Source organism: Pseudomonas sp. CROZ-RG-20F-R04-15, assembly GCF_022662375.1.
GTDB lineage: Bacteria > Pseudomonadota > Gammaproteobacteria > Pseudomonadales > Pseudomonadaceae > Aquipseudomonas.
In genome coordinates this window covers 72,872-86,781 of sequence record NZ_JAKNQL010000025.1, presented here as the reverse complement: position 1 = coordinate 86,781, position 13,910 = coordinate 72,872, and the positions used below count along the sequence as shown (strand labels likewise).

Annotated in this window: 12 protein-coding genes and 4 tRNA genes; 5 read left to right on the top strand and 11 right to left on the bottom strand. The window is 58.5% G+C overall.

What is annotated here, in order from left to right; all coding sequences use genetic code 11:
- The 6 genes from L8H52_RS25820 to L8H52_RS25795 all read right to left on the bottom strand — a co-directional run.
- Nucleotides 1-2,985 (bottom strand): DUF6531 domain-containing protein (locus L8H52_RS25820; RefSeq protein ID WP_242209347.1); only part of this gene is annotated, 2,985 nt, incomplete at its 3' end.
- Between the two features lie 241 nt (nucleotides 2,986-3,226).
- Nucleotides 3,227-3,631 carry a sel1 repeat family protein gene (locus L8H52_RS25815; protein WP_242209345.1) on the bottom strand — a complete coding sequence of 135 codons (405 nt, stop codon included), beginning with the start codon at nucleotides 3,629-3,631 and terminating at the stop codon, nucleotides 3,227-3,229.
- Complete coding sequence (locus tag L8H52_RS25810) at nucleotides 3,632-4,003, bottom strand: hypothetical protein (RefSeq protein WP_003223109.1); 372 nt, start codon at nucleotides 4,001-4,003, stop codon at nucleotides 3,632-3,634. It abuts the gene before it with no gap.
- Entirely contained in the window at nucleotides 4,000-4,341 is a 342-nt protein-coding gene (locus L8H52_RS25805) for a helix-turn-helix transcriptional regulator (protein WP_134175112.1), read from the bottom strand. The genes L8H52_RS25810 and L8H52_RS25805 overlap by 4 nt, the downstream gene beginning before the upstream one ends.
- Before the next feature lie 111 nt (nucleotides 4,342-4,452).
- Complete coding sequence (locus L8H52_RS25800) at nucleotides 4,453-4,908, bottom strand: YkvA family protein (RefSeq protein ID WP_242209343.1); 456 nt, start codon at nucleotides 4,906-4,908, stop codon at nucleotides 4,453-4,455.
- A 294-nt stretch (nucleotides 4,909-5,202) separates the two neighbouring features.
- Nucleotides 5,203-5,919: an FKBP-type peptidyl-prolyl cis-trans isomerase gene (locus tag L8H52_RS25795; RefSeq protein ID WP_007919751.1), complete on the bottom strand. Its 717-nt coding sequence runs from the start codon at nucleotides 5,917-5,919 to the stop codon at nucleotides 5,203-5,205.
- A 270-nt stretch (nucleotides 5,920-6,189) separates the two neighbouring features.
- Here L8H52_RS25795 and L8H52_RS25790 point away from each other — a divergent pair, with 270 nt between their 5' ends.
- Entirely contained in the window at nucleotides 6,190-7,998 is a 1,809-nt protein-coding gene (locus L8H52_RS25790) for a di-heme-cytochrome C peroxidase (protein WP_242209341.1), read from the top strand.
- A 26-nt stretch (nucleotides 7,999-8,024) separates the two neighbouring features.
- Nucleotides 8,025-9,158: a catalase family protein gene (locus tag L8H52_RS25785; RefSeq protein ID WP_242209356.1), complete on the top strand. Its 1,134-nt coding sequence runs from the start codon at nucleotides 8,025-8,027 to the stop codon at nucleotides 9,156-9,158.
- Here the strand turns inward: L8H52_RS25785 and L8H52_RS25780 are convergent, their stop codons facing one another.
- The 5 genes from L8H52_RS25780 to L8H52_RS25760 form a co-directional block, all read right to left on the bottom strand.
- Nucleotides 9,159-10,523, bottom strand: a complete 1,365-nt coding sequence (locus L8H52_RS25780) for a hypothetical protein (RefSeq protein ID WP_242209339.1) — start codon at nucleotides 10,521-10,523, stop codon at nucleotides 9,159-9,161.
- A 203-nt stretch (nucleotides 10,524-10,726) separates the two neighbouring features.
- Nucleotides 10,727-10,803 (bottom strand) — tRNA-Asp (locus L8H52_RS25775).
- 19 nt (nucleotides 10,804-10,822) lie between these two features.
- Nucleotides 10,823-10,898 (bottom strand) — tRNA-Val (locus L8H52_RS25770).
- A gap of 191 nt (nucleotides 10,899-11,089) precedes the next feature.
- Nucleotides 11,090-11,166 (bottom strand) — tRNA-Asp (locus L8H52_RS25765).
- Nucleotides 11,167-11,185: 19 nt separating this feature from the next.
- A tRNA-Val gene (locus L8H52_RS25760) sits at nucleotides 11,186-11,261 on the bottom strand.
- A gap of 159 nt (nucleotides 11,262-11,420) precedes the next feature.
- Here L8H52_RS25760 and rdgC point away from each other — a divergent pair.
- The 3 genes from rdgC (at nucleotide 11,421) to sugE (ending at nucleotide 13,889) form a co-directional block, all read left to right on the top strand.
- Nucleotides 11,421-12,341, top strand: coding sequence for a recombination-associated protein RdgC (gene rdgC, locus L8H52_RS25755; protein ID WP_242209337.1), 921 nt, complete (start codon nucleotides 11,421-11,423; stop codon nucleotides 12,339-12,341).
- Between the two features lie 148 nt (nucleotides 12,342-12,489).
- Entirely contained in the window at nucleotides 12,490-13,455 is a 966-nt protein-coding gene (locus L8H52_RS25750; protein WP_242209335.1) for a bile acid:sodium symporter family protein, read from the top strand.
- A gap of 119 nt (nucleotides 13,456-13,574) precedes the next feature.
- Entirely contained in the window at nucleotides 13,575-13,889 is a 315-nt protein-coding gene (sugE, locus tag L8H52_RS25745) for a quaternary ammonium compound efflux SMR transporter SugE (protein ID WP_122597317.1), read from the top strand.
- Nucleotides 13,890-13,910 lie beyond the last annotated feature (21 nt).

Genomic DNA, 13,910 nt, shown 5'->3' with positions numbered 1-13,910 from the left:
ACCGAGGCGGTCGTATTGATAAGAAACCTTGATGCCGTCGGGCAGGGTTTTGACCAGCAGCCGGCCGGCGGCATCGCGCTCATACGCAGTGAGCAAACAAGAGCCGTCATCGCCGAACTCGGTCTTTTCCAGCAGATGGCCGTTGAGGTCATAGGCATATGCCGTGCGCCGGCCATCAAAACCGCTTTCCTGACGAATCAGGCCGGTCGGCGTGTAATCGAGCCGGTACTTTTCCCCGGACTCGTTTTCGATCTCGGTGAGCCGCAGTTGCGCATGGTCATAGCGGTACTGCACCCGCGTGCCGTCGGGGTTGATCCGCCGCGAAACCAGATGCAAGTCATCGTCGTATTCATAACGGGTGATGCGCCCCAGTTCATCGCGCTCGGCGGTGACCTGACCGTAGGCGCCGTAGCTGTAGGCGCGGGTCGCACCGTCAGGAAATGTCGTCTGAATCAGTCGGCCAACGGCGTCCCAATGCTGACGGGTGACTGCCGCGTGTTCGTCGGCGGTCGTCGTCCGCCGCCCCAGTGCATCGTAGGAAAAGCGCCGCACGCCGCCGTCGGGCAAGGTCTCTTCGGTCAACTGGCCAAGGCTGTTCCAGACCAGTCGATGCCGGCTGCTGTCCGGATAACGGATCGACAGCAACTGACCCCGGGTGTCGTAGTAGTAATGGGTGACCTGCCCGTCGGGGTCGACCGCTTCAGTGACATCGCCCTCGGCATTGCGCCGGTAGATCCACACCGCGTCACCGCGAGAACGCCGAAACAGGAAACCGTTGCGGTACTCGTAGGACGTGGGCGCCTCGTCCGGTGGAATCAGCGCAATCAGCCGTCCGACCTCGTCGTAGCGGTATTCGGTGACCGCGCCCAACGCATCCTGCTCGGCAATCAAGCGCCCGGCATCGTCATAGGCCTTGAGCTGCTCGCCACCGTCCGCCGAGACTTTACGCACCAGCCGCGCACGCTCATCGTGCACGTACGTTTCTTCGGTGCCATCGACGTAATGCACCGCGACACTGCCGTCGTCGCTCCAGACGTAGCGCGTGTTCATCTGCGAAAACGACGCCCAGTGGCGCACGCAACGCGCCGCTTTCCCCGAACGCTCCCACTCCCAGAAGAAGCTCGCGCCGCCCGCCAGTTGCCGCTGCAGGATTACGTGGGCGTCGTCGTAGTCGTAACGCTCGCTGTCACCGACGGCGTTGCTGGCTTCGATCAGGTGCTGATAGGCGTCGTAGCGGTAACTGACCAGCGCTTGCTCGGTGCTCCAGACACCCTCGCGAAACACCTGGTAATCCACACCCAGCAACTGCGCACGGTCATACCGCAACAGCAGCGAACGCCCGGCGCTGTTGTCCAGGCGTTGCACCCGGTCAGAGCGATCACGAATAACGCGCAAACGGTTGTCGTACGCATCACTGATCGCTGTCAGACGCCCGACACGAAAGTGATAAAACCGCGCCGTATCCCCGGCCAGCGCCAGGATCAGTTCCTCCGGTTCATCACCCAGAAAAATCGCCGCCCGCGACAGGCTGTTGTGAATCGCCGGGCGCTCAATACTCGGCAACGGAAAGCGGGTGCGCCGGTTTTCATGGTCAACCCAGACAACAACATCGCCCTCAAAGACCAGCCGATGCGCCAGCGAATGACTCCAGCCAAACCCCAACCCAAGATCAATATCGACGGCGCTTGAGCGATACAACCGCGTGAACTCAAACGGCAACACACCATCGAGCACCGCATCAGTCAGGGTCAGCAGTTCCTCACCCGTGACCATCGACACCGGACAACCGTTGGTGCACGTACTCGGCACGCAATCAGCGCTCTCACCGTTGGGGTTTTTCGCCTGATCCGGCGAATCGTCGTGATGCTCGTCTTTCTTCAACAAGGTGTTGCGCTGCGCATCCCAGCGCAATTGCATCCGGCCCTTTTTCACACCCGCCGCGATGCCTCGGGCAGCAACGGATTTGTATTGATCGACGTATTTGATGAAGCCCTCAACGATGTCGAACATCGCCTTCACCAAACGCTTCAGCGCCGACAGCAATTGGACGGCGCGATCCGCCAGACGCAACGTCAGATAAACGATGCCTGCGCCACCACTGACGAACGTCAAAACAACACTGATCAGCACGTCGATGAGCAACTGCACGATCATCATCGACGCCGCTTCCGCGGTTTTCCCGGCGATTTCGCTGGGCGGTAACATCTCCAGCCAAAGGCTGCCAGTGCGCAGCAACAAACACAGTGCAGCTTCATCACTGACCAGCAATTGAAGCTTTTCCATGACGTCAGGGGCTGTCGCTGCCAGCTCCATCAACTGCGTGGCGCCCTCACCCAACCGCTCGGCGAACGCTCCGGGATCCTTGAGAATGTCCGAGAGCATGCCAATGCTGTCCCACACCCCTTCGATCGCCGCCCAACTTCCGGCGAGCATGCCGTTGCCCGCCGCCGTCGCCACCGACTGCGACCACTGCGGTTTGAAAACCTGCCACTCGCTGCGTAACCAGCCGTCCAGCTCAGCAGTCAGGCCGTCATAGGCTTTGAACAGGTCCTCGACCTGACCCTCAGTGACCTCGCTGTGCACCTGCACCCGGTAGAACTTTCCCGCTGTTCCCGTGAACGAGCCCTTGCCTTGCGCGTCGAGGGTCACGGGGGTGGTTTCGCCACCATCCATGGCGATCACATCGACCACGATGTTGCCGAGCGGGATGTCGTACACCGACTCGAATTTGCTCTCGATCTCCATCACCCTGCCCTTCGGGCACTGGACGACACCTGAGAAAAATTCGTTGTCAGTGCTGCTGACGGCAGTGCTGTTGGCACCGAAGCGGATGACCCGTTCCATGCCCATCAGCGACGGCAAATCCGTCGCGTGACTGACTTTTTCCGCCGCTCGACTGGCCCAATGCTTGAGCTGCTCGCGGTAAATACTGAGGGTGGCGGGAAAGCTGTCGAGTGCTTGCTCGATGCGGGTGACGGCTGCCATCAGCGCACGCGGATGTGCGAAGTGGACTGAATAAGCGGATCAAACATGAGCGTTCCCTCGCAAAAAAAATCAGGCGCGGGAACTGTGCGGGGGATCAATCGGGAAAGAAGTCAGGCAAGTAGGTGATGACTGTAGGACTTGTCTGTAAAAAATTGCCGACTAATAAACAGATATGCAAACGCAAACGTGGCGTGAGGAAAACCTCACGCCACGTTTATTCGGGCGGACACAATTGGATTTACTACGTTGAGTCGCGAGTGCTCAGCTCTTTCAATTTGAGCTCCGCCAAGGGGTGCCCGGCCTTGGCAGCCATGCCCCACCAGCGTGCGGCTTCGAGAGGATCCGGCGGTTTGCTCGGGGTTCCGGCCAGACAGATTACACCGACCTGATAAGCGGCCTTGCCATCGCCCGCGAGCGCCGCCAGCCGCAACAGGCGCACACCTTCTTCACGTGCCCCCAGGCCGACGCCACGAAAAGTCAGAATGTGCCCATAAAAGCTTTGCGCGCCGACATCGCCGAGGTTGGCCATGCGCGCAAACTGACCTTCAAGCCAACGCCAGCCGCGCGGTTGGCGCACAAACCATGACCAATGAAACAGCCTGCGGGCCAGCCAGTAACTGGCCCGCGCCTTGAGTCGTAAAAACACTCAGGCCTCCGCCGATTCCGGGTACTCGTACTCGAAGACTCTGACCACTTCCGACGCATGCCAGGAGGCGGCTGCTACACCGTCGGACGGCCCGGAAAAACGCCCCAGACGTTCAACGCACTCAAAAAAACCGGTGCGTGGCAGGCGACTCGCGCCCTGGCTGATCACCAGCGAACTGCGCAATGGTTGCTCGGCCTTGGCGTCCAGCGCGGCCAGATGTTCGAGTGCGGCGGTCAGGGTCTGCATTGCCGGTGTCGGCAGCTGCAAGCGCTCCAGCAAGGCCCGATAAGTCAGCAGATGGCGCTGGCGCCGCGCCTGATCCAGTTCACCCAGCAATCCGTCCCAATGTTGACGACTGATGCGTACGCTCACGATTCATCCCTCCACCCTGGCACCGTCAATTCCCAGGCCAGGCTGCGGCGAATCGCGGCGTCGGGCTGACGCTCGCCACTTTCGATCATGGCCAGATATGACGGGCTGATGCCTACCGTGCGGGCCAGCGCCTCAATGGCGATGCCCTTCCCTTCGCGCAAACTGCGTAGTTGATCCAGACCTGGAAGAATCGTGTCTGGTGAGGCCGCGAGCGGCGTGGCTGCCGGACGCGACGGTGTTTCATTGATGCCTGCTGCTTTTAGTAGAGCCTGATACTGAGCCCACGGCAGAACCGCGTATTCGGGTTCGCCATCGCGTGCAATTATCTGAATATCCATGACTACCCCGTAGGACAACAACACTTAGCGAGTCGGCACTTTTCCCTAGAAGTGTAATCCTAACAGCGGCCAAGGTCGCGGGGGGTATCTATCTGTAGAGGGGTTTGATAATCAGGACTTTTTCGGTCCCTGAAGTTGCAATTGTTCGGGGGTATCCGGCAGGCGTTCGACGACTGCCAGTTTTTCCGGCTGCTGGCGGTTGCGCCAGAGGCGGAAGGCATTGAGTTCATCGTCGAGGGTTCTCATCAGCCAGGCGAGGACGGCGATGTCGTCAAGCATGCCGAATACGGGAATGAAATCCGGAATCGCATCGACCGGGCTGAGGAAGTACATCAAACCCGCCACCACCGAAACCAGTGCTTTGCCGCTGATGGCTCGATACTCGCCACGCCAATAGGCCAGGCACAATGCCTGGAGTAAACGTAAATCGTCTTTGAGTTTGCCGAGGCGATTGCCTTGCGCGGCGCCTTTGCTGGCGACTGCAAACAATAAGGTTGGCAAACGTCCACGGGCTAACAAGCGGCCGGCCAGGGGCAGGAATCGAGCGAAATTCCACGGAGCTTTCATCTATTCCTCCCGTTGAAATGTTATCCACACAAATTGTGGATAACCTTGTGAACAGAGCTGCATTTCAGCGCTGAAAGCCCCGTTTCATAAGGGCTGCGCTCAGATCGGGCGTTTTTTACTCACATAAAAAACCCCAATATTTCATTGACTTGGCTGCTCAGGGCGGCTAGCGCGAGCAGCCTCAATGGCTATGACTCTCGCGACCGCCATCGGTTCGCTCTGTTTACCCTTGCCAGACGCCAGATGCAACAACGCCCCGCATAAGCGAGGCGTTGTTGTTGAAGCCTTTGCCAATTACTTGGCAGCAGCAGCTTCTTTGGCTGGATCCTTGATGGCCAGCAGTTCCAGGTCGAAGACCAGAACCGAGTTGGCCGGGATTGCCGGGCTTGGCGACTGAGCGCCGTAAGCCAGATCGCTAGGGATGTACAGTTTGTACTTCTCGCCAACGTGCATCAGTTGCAGACCTTCAACCCAACCCGGAATCACGCCGCTTACTGGCAGATCGATCGGGCTGCCGCGCTCGACGGAGCTGTCGAATACGGTGCCGTTGGTCAGCTTGCCGGTGTAGTGAACGGTCACTACGTCAGTCGGCTTGGGCTGTGGGCCGTCAGCTTTCTTGACCACTTCGTACTGCAGGCCGGAAGCGGTGGTGGTTACACCCGCCTTCTTGCCGTTTTCTTCGAGGAATTTCTTGCCGGCGGCTGCCGACTCTTCGCTCATCTTGGCCATGCGTTCTTCAGCACGCTTTTGCAACGCGGCGAAGGCTTCGACCAGTTCTTCATCTTTCAGCTTCTGTTCTTTCTTGCCGACGGCATCTTCGATGCCCTGGGCTACCGCTTTGGAGTCCAGATCATCCATGCCTTCCTGAGCCAGGCTCTTGCCCATGTTCAGGCCGATACCGTAGGAAGCTTTTTGCGCCGGGGTTTTCAGCTCTACGCTGGTCTGCGAATCACAACCCGCGAGTACCAGGCTAACCAGGGCTACCGCCGCCGCCAACCGATGCTGTTTCATGCTATTTCCTTGTTCATGCGCCGAAAGGGCAATCGAGTAAAGCCGCGAGCTTATCAGGCCGCCACGACCAATGGCTACCGGCATGAGAGCAGTAAAGCGACGATAAGTTCAGGGATTAAAACGCATTTGGGCAAAGGCGCGATGAAGCTTCTGTCATCTTGTCCCGACAATGCCCGGCGACTCTGCTTGCATCATCTGGCGTAATGGCCACTTGCCGCACAGGGTCCGGCTCAGGCATAACAGCGCAACAATTCGACAAGGATGTTTATCTTGCGCCTCTTATTCCGTGTGCTGACCCTGATCGTCGTGCTGCTGGTGCTCGTTCTCGCCGTGGTGCTGTATTACGTCGCCAATCCGAAATTGCCCTTCTACACCCCCGCCGAGCAGGTGCATTACCTGAATCAGTGGAGTGACGAAGAGCGGCAAACCTACTATTTCACGCCTCAGGGTACGCAGGTCAAAGGCCTGCGCTATGAGTGGTTCCAAGCGCTGGAGTTGCCCTTCTCGGAGCAACGCTTCGCCGCGCCCGATTACCTCGCACGCTTCGGTTTTCTGATCGACCCGCAGCAGAAAGCCACGCCGAACAACCCCGGCAACCTTCCCGTCGGTTTTGCCCGGCATCAAAATCCGGGCAGCTCCGAGCAATATCTGGACATCACGTGCGCCGCTTGCCATACCGGCGAATTGCGCTTCAAAGGCCAGGCCGTGCGAATTGACGGCGGTACCGCGCAACACGTACTGCCTTCCAGTGTTCCTACTTTGCGCGGCGGAAGTTTCGGACAAGCCTTGGTGGCAAGTCTGACCTCGACTTACTACAACCCATGGAAATTCGAACGTTTTGCCAGAAACGTTTTGGGCAACGATTACGGCACGCACCACGAACAATTGCGCAAAGACTTCAAAATCTCTCTGAACACATTCCTCAAGGTCGCCTGGAACGATACCCATCGCGGTCTCTATCCGACCGAAGAAGGCCCCGGACGCACCGATGCCTTTGGCCGCATTGCCAATGCGACGTTCGGCGATGCGATATCCCCGACCAACTACCGCGTGGCCAACGCGCCAGTGGATTACCCGCAACTGTGGGATATGTGGACATTTGACTGGGTGCAGTGGAACGGCTCGGCGCAGCAGCCGATGGCGCGCAACATCGGCGAGGCACTGGGCGTCGGCGCCACTCTGAATTTCTTTGATGGCAACGGCCAGCCGCTGCAAGGCGATGCGCGTTATGCCTCGAGCGTGCGCGTGCGTGATTTGCACAAGATCGAAGAAACCCTGCAAAAGCTCAAGCCGCCCGCCTGGCCAGAGGATCTGTTTGGCAGCATCGACAAGCCACTGGCGACAAAGGGACGCACGCTGTTCAGCGAAAACTGCGCCGGCTGCCACGTCCCGCGCCAGACTCAGGAAGGTGAGCGCTGGGTGCAGCATTTGCACATGCTGCCGGTCGCTGTCATCGGCACCGATCCGAATGCCGCCAACAATATCGCCAGTCACCGTTTCGATCTGACGGCCCTGCAATGGGACCTGAAGGAACTCGACACCATGGACGTCAAACTGCACCCGCCCCCAACGGAGCCACTGGACCTCAGTCAGCTATCAGTGGCCAAGGGCCTGGCTTACGTCACCGCTTTCGTCGAAGACCGCGCCTACCGCGAAGCCGGGATCACACCGCAGGAAAAACCACGTATGGACGGTTTCGGCCTGCCCATCGGCGTTCGCGAAAAGGTCGCCTACAAGGCGCGCCCGCTGGCTGGCGTGTGGGCCACCGCGCCGTTCCTGCACAACGGTTCGGTGCCGAGCATTTATCAGTTGCTGTCGCCACAGGACGAGCGCGCCACGACCTTCTTCAAAGGCACCTTCGAATTCGATCCGCGACATCTGGGCTATCGCACCGAAGCGTTCCCCAATGGCTTCCTGTTTGACACGCGGATTACCGGCAATCACAACAGCGGCCATGAATTCCGTGCCGGCGAACGCGGTAACGGCGTGATTGGCCGGTTGTTGCAGCCCGAAGAACGCTGGGCGCTGCTCGAATACCTGAAAGTCCTTGGCGGTCCACTGGAGGCGCAATTGCCATGATCTCGACCTTCAAGAAAGAACAGTCATTGCTGGCCAGAATCTGGTTATGGCTTGGGCGTCTGCTTGGCAAAGCGCTGCTGATAGCGCTCGCCATTGGCCTGCTCGGCTGGGCCGTCGCCACGGCATGGTTTGCCTGGCAACACCGTGGCCCGGTGTCGGCGCTGGAGCAGATTCCACCCGGCGAAGCAGCAATGACCCAGGACGTGATCCAGACCGCCGTGCGCATCGTCGATCAACACCGCGAAAGCACGCGGTATCTGCGCGATGCCCATGCCAAGGCTCATGGTTGTGTAAAAGCGCAGGTGCAGGTGTTGCCGGAACTCGCGCAGTCGCTGCGACAGGGCGTGTTCAGTGAGCCAGGCAAAACCTGGCAAGCGATGATTCGCCTGTCCAACGGCAATGCCTACCCGCAGTTCGACAGCATTCGCGATGCCAGAGGCATGGCGATCAAACTGCTGGACGTTTCGGGAAAACAGTTGCTCGGCAACCGCCAGGCACAGCCTGAACAGGATTTCGTGATGTTCAGCCACCCGAACTTCTTTGTCAGCGATGTCGCCGAATATCGTCAGAATGTGGCGGCCCAGGCCGACGGCAAGAAGGTCATGGCGTTTTTCCCCGGATGGGATCCGCGCACCTGGCAGATCCGCCATTTGTTTATTGCCCTGGCTACCTTGTCGCCGCCGCCGGACAGTCCGACCGGAACTACCTACTTTTCAGTTTCGCCCTACAAACTCGGTGAAGCGAATGCAAAGTTCCGGGTCGCGCCGGATCCGGACAATTGCCCCGCGTACACATTGCCCAAGCAAAACCACGACCTGCCGAACTTTCTGCGCAGCGCGTTGAATCAGCAGCTGTCGACGGATCGCGTGCCGGCCTGTTTCGTACTGCAGATCCAGCGTCAGGATGCCCATGAATACATGCCGATCGAGGACACCAGTATCGAATGGCGCGAGCAGGATTCGCCGTTCGAAAGCGTCGCGCGGATCACCCTGCCGCCGCAGGATTTCGATACTCCGGCACTGAATCTGCAATGCGACAATCTGTCGTTCAACCCGTGGTTCGGGATTGAGGCGCATCGACCGATCGGCGGGATCAACCGGTTGCGCAAAGCGGTTTACGAGGCCGTCAGTGACTATCGCCATCAGCGCAATGGTGAGTGATCATCGCGTAATGGCTGTGGCTGATGCACTGATCCTTCCAGTGTTGGGCCAGGTTTTGCTGGCCAACAGGACGCTGAGAATGCCGGCGCTCGCCACTTTGTCGATCAACCTCTGCGGTGTGATCGCGCCTGAGATTATTTTTTGCTCGAGATTGTCCGCCAACTCAACGAGCAACGCCCGGATCTTGGGCATTATTGGCTTGGCAAAACGCAGCACCGCCCCGTCGGGCGTGACGACAAATAAACGTTGATGCGGTGCCACGCTGACACGTTCCAGACCGATTTTGAGATCGGCTACAGAAAAGAAATTCTGCTGAAGGTCGGCCTCACGAGGCGCCAAAAGTGCCGCAGGCAGAGGCTGGATTGAATGGTAAAGGCCATGCATCCGAAATTCACGAGGGATCAATGGGTTGCCCTGCCGATCCTTGGGAAACAGGCGCTCTTGGTCAAAGCTGGCGTAATCACTGGAAACCGGCTCGGTGACGATAAAGAAGTCACTGACGTTATGCTTGAGAATGAAGCCTGCGTTCGGCAGAACAGCGGTCGGCGCAGGCAATTGGTTTCGCAGGTACAGCGCAACGTCCTTGGCATCGCGAAAAATCGGCCCGAAAATCGGCATTGATTCGATTTTGGCCGGCACCTGCAGAAGGTCGGCCCTCCAACTGGCTTTGAGCTGACCCCGGCGTCGCCAAAGATCACCGTTTACCACAACCCTTGCATCTCCGGCCGCCAAAGCCAGCAAGATCCACAGACTGCTGGGAATCGAACCATTTTCATACAACGTCTCGAATTGTCGTGGCTGACCATCATTTTTCCTGGTCAGCCGGGGTGACAGTTCCTGTTCGAAAGTCCGATTTTTCGATGTGTAGGAGAGCAGGCCACCGTTACGTGCGGACAGATAACATTTTGCATATTGACGATGCGAACTCATCACGGCTGACAAATCCGCTATCGCGAAAAAACGCGTGCGCTGAATCCACTCGGCTGTGGCCTCATCAATACCTTGAGCTTTGACAGGACGGGCGTGAAAACTTGCTTCGAGCGTGAGACCGCTCGGGACAATCAGCTCCCCTGCCACGCTGACTGTCACAGCCGGTATGCCGCGCTGAACGGATGCCGTGTCGCCCGGATGGTTTTCGGCACCGGTTATGGGCGCTTCGAGCAGCTGCGCGCAAATGAATCGCGCATCGCGGGTTTTCAGAATGAACCCATTGAACTCGCTGTTTCGCGGATGCTTCAACAGAGCGTGCAGGCACGCAGCAGCGTCATCGCTCGAAAGAAAAGCTGGGCTGGACGACAGAAAAGACAACGCCTGCGCATCATCGGCGACGGGCGGAGCAAGGGTTTCAGCAGGATTTGCAGACATTGGGGCAGCTCTCGTCAGGCAATGGGTTTGATTCATGACGGTAGAGAGTCATGAAAAACATTGCCCATTCTGCGAAAGCGACACGCCTGGCAGGCACTACATAGATATATGCAGCGAAAAATACTCAAACGCCAGACAGCAAAAAGCCCGCACTTGGCGGGCTTTCTGTGGAATCTGGCGTTCAGTGTTCCAGATTCCGAATATGGCGCAGCGGACGGGACTCGAACCCGCGACCCCCGGCGTGACAGGCCGGTATTCTAACCGACTGAACTACCGCTGCGCGAAACGCTTGAAACGAATGGTGGGTGATGACGGGATCGAACCGCCGACATTCTGCTTGTAAGGCAGACGCTCTCCCAGCTGAGCTAATCACCCTTCGCTTCGTTACGGGACGCATTATGCCACAAGTTTTCGTAAAGTGTTGATTTAATTGAATTTTTTTTCAAATAAATCCGAAAACCAGTAAAACGACACATCCCGCGGGTACAACCTTGGAGCAGAAAAAAACCCGCCTTGGCGGGTTTTTCCGTGGTGACCTGGCGTTCAGTGGTCCAGGTTACCGAATATGGCGCAGCGGACGGGACTCGAACCCGCGACCCCCGGCGTGACAGGCCGGTATTCTAACCGACTGAACTACCGCTGCGCTAAACACTTGAAACGAATGGTGGGTGATGACGGGATCGAACCGCCGACATTCTGCTTGTAAGGCAGACGCTCTCCCAGCTGAGCTAATCACCCTTCGCTTCGGTGTGGCGCGCATTCTACGGAGCGACCCAACCTCTGGCAAGCACTTTTTTAAATAATTTTCTCAGGCCTTCCAAAGGCTTAGAGAAGGGTTGGCCTATTAGACGGCGAAGACAATAATGCCCCCCTTTGTATAAAGGAGAGACTCACCCCATGTGGTTCAAAAACCTGCTTATCTATCGCCTGACCCAAGACCTGCCTGTCGATGCCGAGGCGCTGGAAACTGCACTGGCCACCAAACTGGCGCGTCCATGTGCAAGCCAGGAGTTGACCACCTACGGTTTCGTCGCGCCGTTCGGCAAAGGCGAAGATGCTCCACTGGTGCACGTCAGCGGTGACTTCCTGCTGATTTCCGCGCGTAAAGAAGAACGCATCCTGCCGGGCAGCGTCGTGCGCGACGCGGTCAAGGAAAAGGTCGAAGAGATCGAAGCCGAGCAGATGCGCAAGGTCTATAAGAAGGAACGCGATCAGATCAAGGATGAAATCATCCAGGCGTTCCTGCCGCGTGCCTTCATTCGTCGCTCGTCGACCTTTGCCGCCATCGCGCCGAAACAGGGCCTGATCCTGGTCAACTCGGCCAGCCCGAAACGCGCCGAAGACTTGCTCTCGACCCTGCGTGAAGTGATCGGCACCCTGCCCGTCCGTCCGCTGACGGTGAAAATGTCGCCAACCGCGACCATGACCCAGTGGGTCACCACGCAGAAAGCTGCCGACGACTTCTATGTACTGGACGAGTGCGAACTGCGCGACACCCACGAAGACGGCGGGATCGTCCGTTGCAAGCGTCAGGATCTGACCAGCGAAGAAATCCAGCTGCACCTGAGCACCGGCAAAGTGGTCACTCAGCTGTCGCTGGCCTGGCAGGACAAATTGTCGTTCATGCTCGACGACAAGATGACCGTCAAGCGTCTGAAGTTCGAAGATCTGCTGCAGGATCAAGCGGAACAGGACGGCGGCGACGAGGCACTGGGTCAACTGGATGCCAGCTTTACCCTGATGATGCTGACCTTCGGTGATTTCCTGCCGGCACTGGTTGAAGCGTTGGGTGGGGAAGAGACTCCGCAGGGGATCTAAAGCCTGGCGAGTTTCAAACTGTGGGAGCGAGCTTGCTCGCGAATGCGGAGTGACAGTTAACATTAATGTGTCTGGCACGCCGCTTTCGCGAGCAGGCTCGCTCCCACAATTGTTTTTGTGGTGTTCATTTAATAATAAGGATCAGGCCATGCGCGCACTGGCTGCACTCAGCCGCTTTGTCGGCAATACCTTCGCTTACTGGGTTCTGTTGTTTGCCGTTGTGGCATTCCTGCAACCAGCATGGTTCCTCGGTCTCAAAGGTGCGATCGTGCCGCTGCTGGGCCTGGTGATGTTCGGCATGGGCCTGACCCTCAAACTCGACGACTTCGCTGCTGTTGCCCGCCACCCGTGGCGTGTGGCGCTGGGCGTGGTTGCCCATTTCGTGATCATGCCCGGCATGGCGTGGTTGCTCTGCCAGGTGTTTCAACTGCCGCCGGAAATCGCCGTCGGGGTGATTCTGGTCGGTTGCTGCCCGAGCGGTACGTCGTCCAATGTGATGACGTGGCTGGCTCGCGGTGATCTGGCGTTGTCGGTGGCCATCGCCGCCGTCACCACCCTCCTCGCCCCGCTGCTGACGCCGGCACTGATCTGGCTGCTGGCTTCGGCGTGGTTGCCGGTGTCGTTCATGGAGCTGTTCTGGTCGATCCTGCAAGTGGTGTTGTTGCCGATCATTCTTGGCGTGGTTGCCCAGCGCTTGCTTGGCGACAGGGTTCGTCACGCCGTCGATGTGTTGCCACTGGTGTCGGTGGTCAGCATCGTGATCATCGTGACTGCCGTAGTGGCTGCCAGTCAGGCGAAAATCGCCGAATCCGGCCTGCTGATCATGGCCGTGGTCATGCTGCACAATAGCTTCGGTTATCTGCTGGGCTACTTCACCGGGCGTCTGTTCAAGTTGCCGTTGGCCCAGCGCAAGTCGCTGGCGCTGGAAGTCGGCATGCAGAATTCGGGCTTGGGTGCCGCGTTGGCCAGCGCGCATTTTTCGCCATTGGCAGCGGTGCCGAGTGCGCTGTTCAGCGTTTGGCACAATATCTCCGGCGCACTGCTGTCGACGTACTTCCGGCGCATGAGTGAAAAAGAAGATCGTGCGGCTGTGGCGCAACAAGCGGCCGACTGACCCGCCAACTTGATCCTCGGGTTAATGCTGGTCAAACTATCGCGCAACGCGGGGACGACCCTGCGGCTCGATCGAGTCATTAATCTGGGGACGACCCCGTCAATCGATGGAGGTCTCTCATGTCCTGGATCATTCTGTTTTTCGCCGGCCTGTTCGAAGTCGGCTGGGCCGTCGGCCTGAAGTACACCGACGGCTTCACCCGCCCACTCCCCACCGTTCTGACCATCGCGGCCATGGCCATCAGCCTTGGCTTGCTGGGCCTGGCGATGAAGGAATTGCCGCTGGGCACGGCCTATGCGATCTGGACCGGTGTCGGCGCGGTGGGCACGGTGATTGCCGGGATCATCCTGTTTGGCGAGTCGATGGCATTGATTCGCCTGGCCAGTGTGGCGTTGATCATTACCGGGCTGATTGGCCTCAAGGTCAGCGCCTAGGCCACTACCGCTTTCGCGAGC

Bases quoted from the DNA above. Each gene is read 5' to 3' on its own strand.
- L8H52_RS25805 (WP_134175112.1), bottom strand. From the start codon at position 4,341: ATGGATATTCAGATAATTGCACGCGATGGCGAACCCGAATACGCGGTT.
- L8H52_RS25800 (WP_242209343.1), bottom strand. From the start codon at position 4,908: ATGAAAGCTCCGTGGAATTTCGCTCGATTCCTGCCCCTGGCCGGCCGC.
- L8H52_RS25795 (WP_007919751.1), bottom strand. From the start codon at position 5,919: ATGAAACAGCATCGGTTGGCGGCGGCGGTAGCCCTGGTTAGCCTGGTA.
- L8H52_RS25780 (WP_242209339.1), bottom strand. From the start codon at position 10,523: ATGTCTGCAAATCCTGCTGAAACCCTTGCTCCGCCCGTCGCCGATGAT.
- rdgC (WP_242209337.1), top strand. From the start codon at position 11,421: ATGTGGTTCAAAAACCTGCTTATCTATCGCCTGACCCAAGACCTGCCT.
- L8H52_RS25750 (WP_242209335.1), top strand. From the start codon at position 12,490: ATGCGCGCACTGGCTGCACTCAGCCGCTTTGTCGGCAATACCTTCGCT.
- sugE (WP_122597317.1), top strand. From the start codon at position 13,575: ATGTCCTGGATCATTCTGTTTTTCGCCGGCCTGTTCGAAGTCGGCTGG.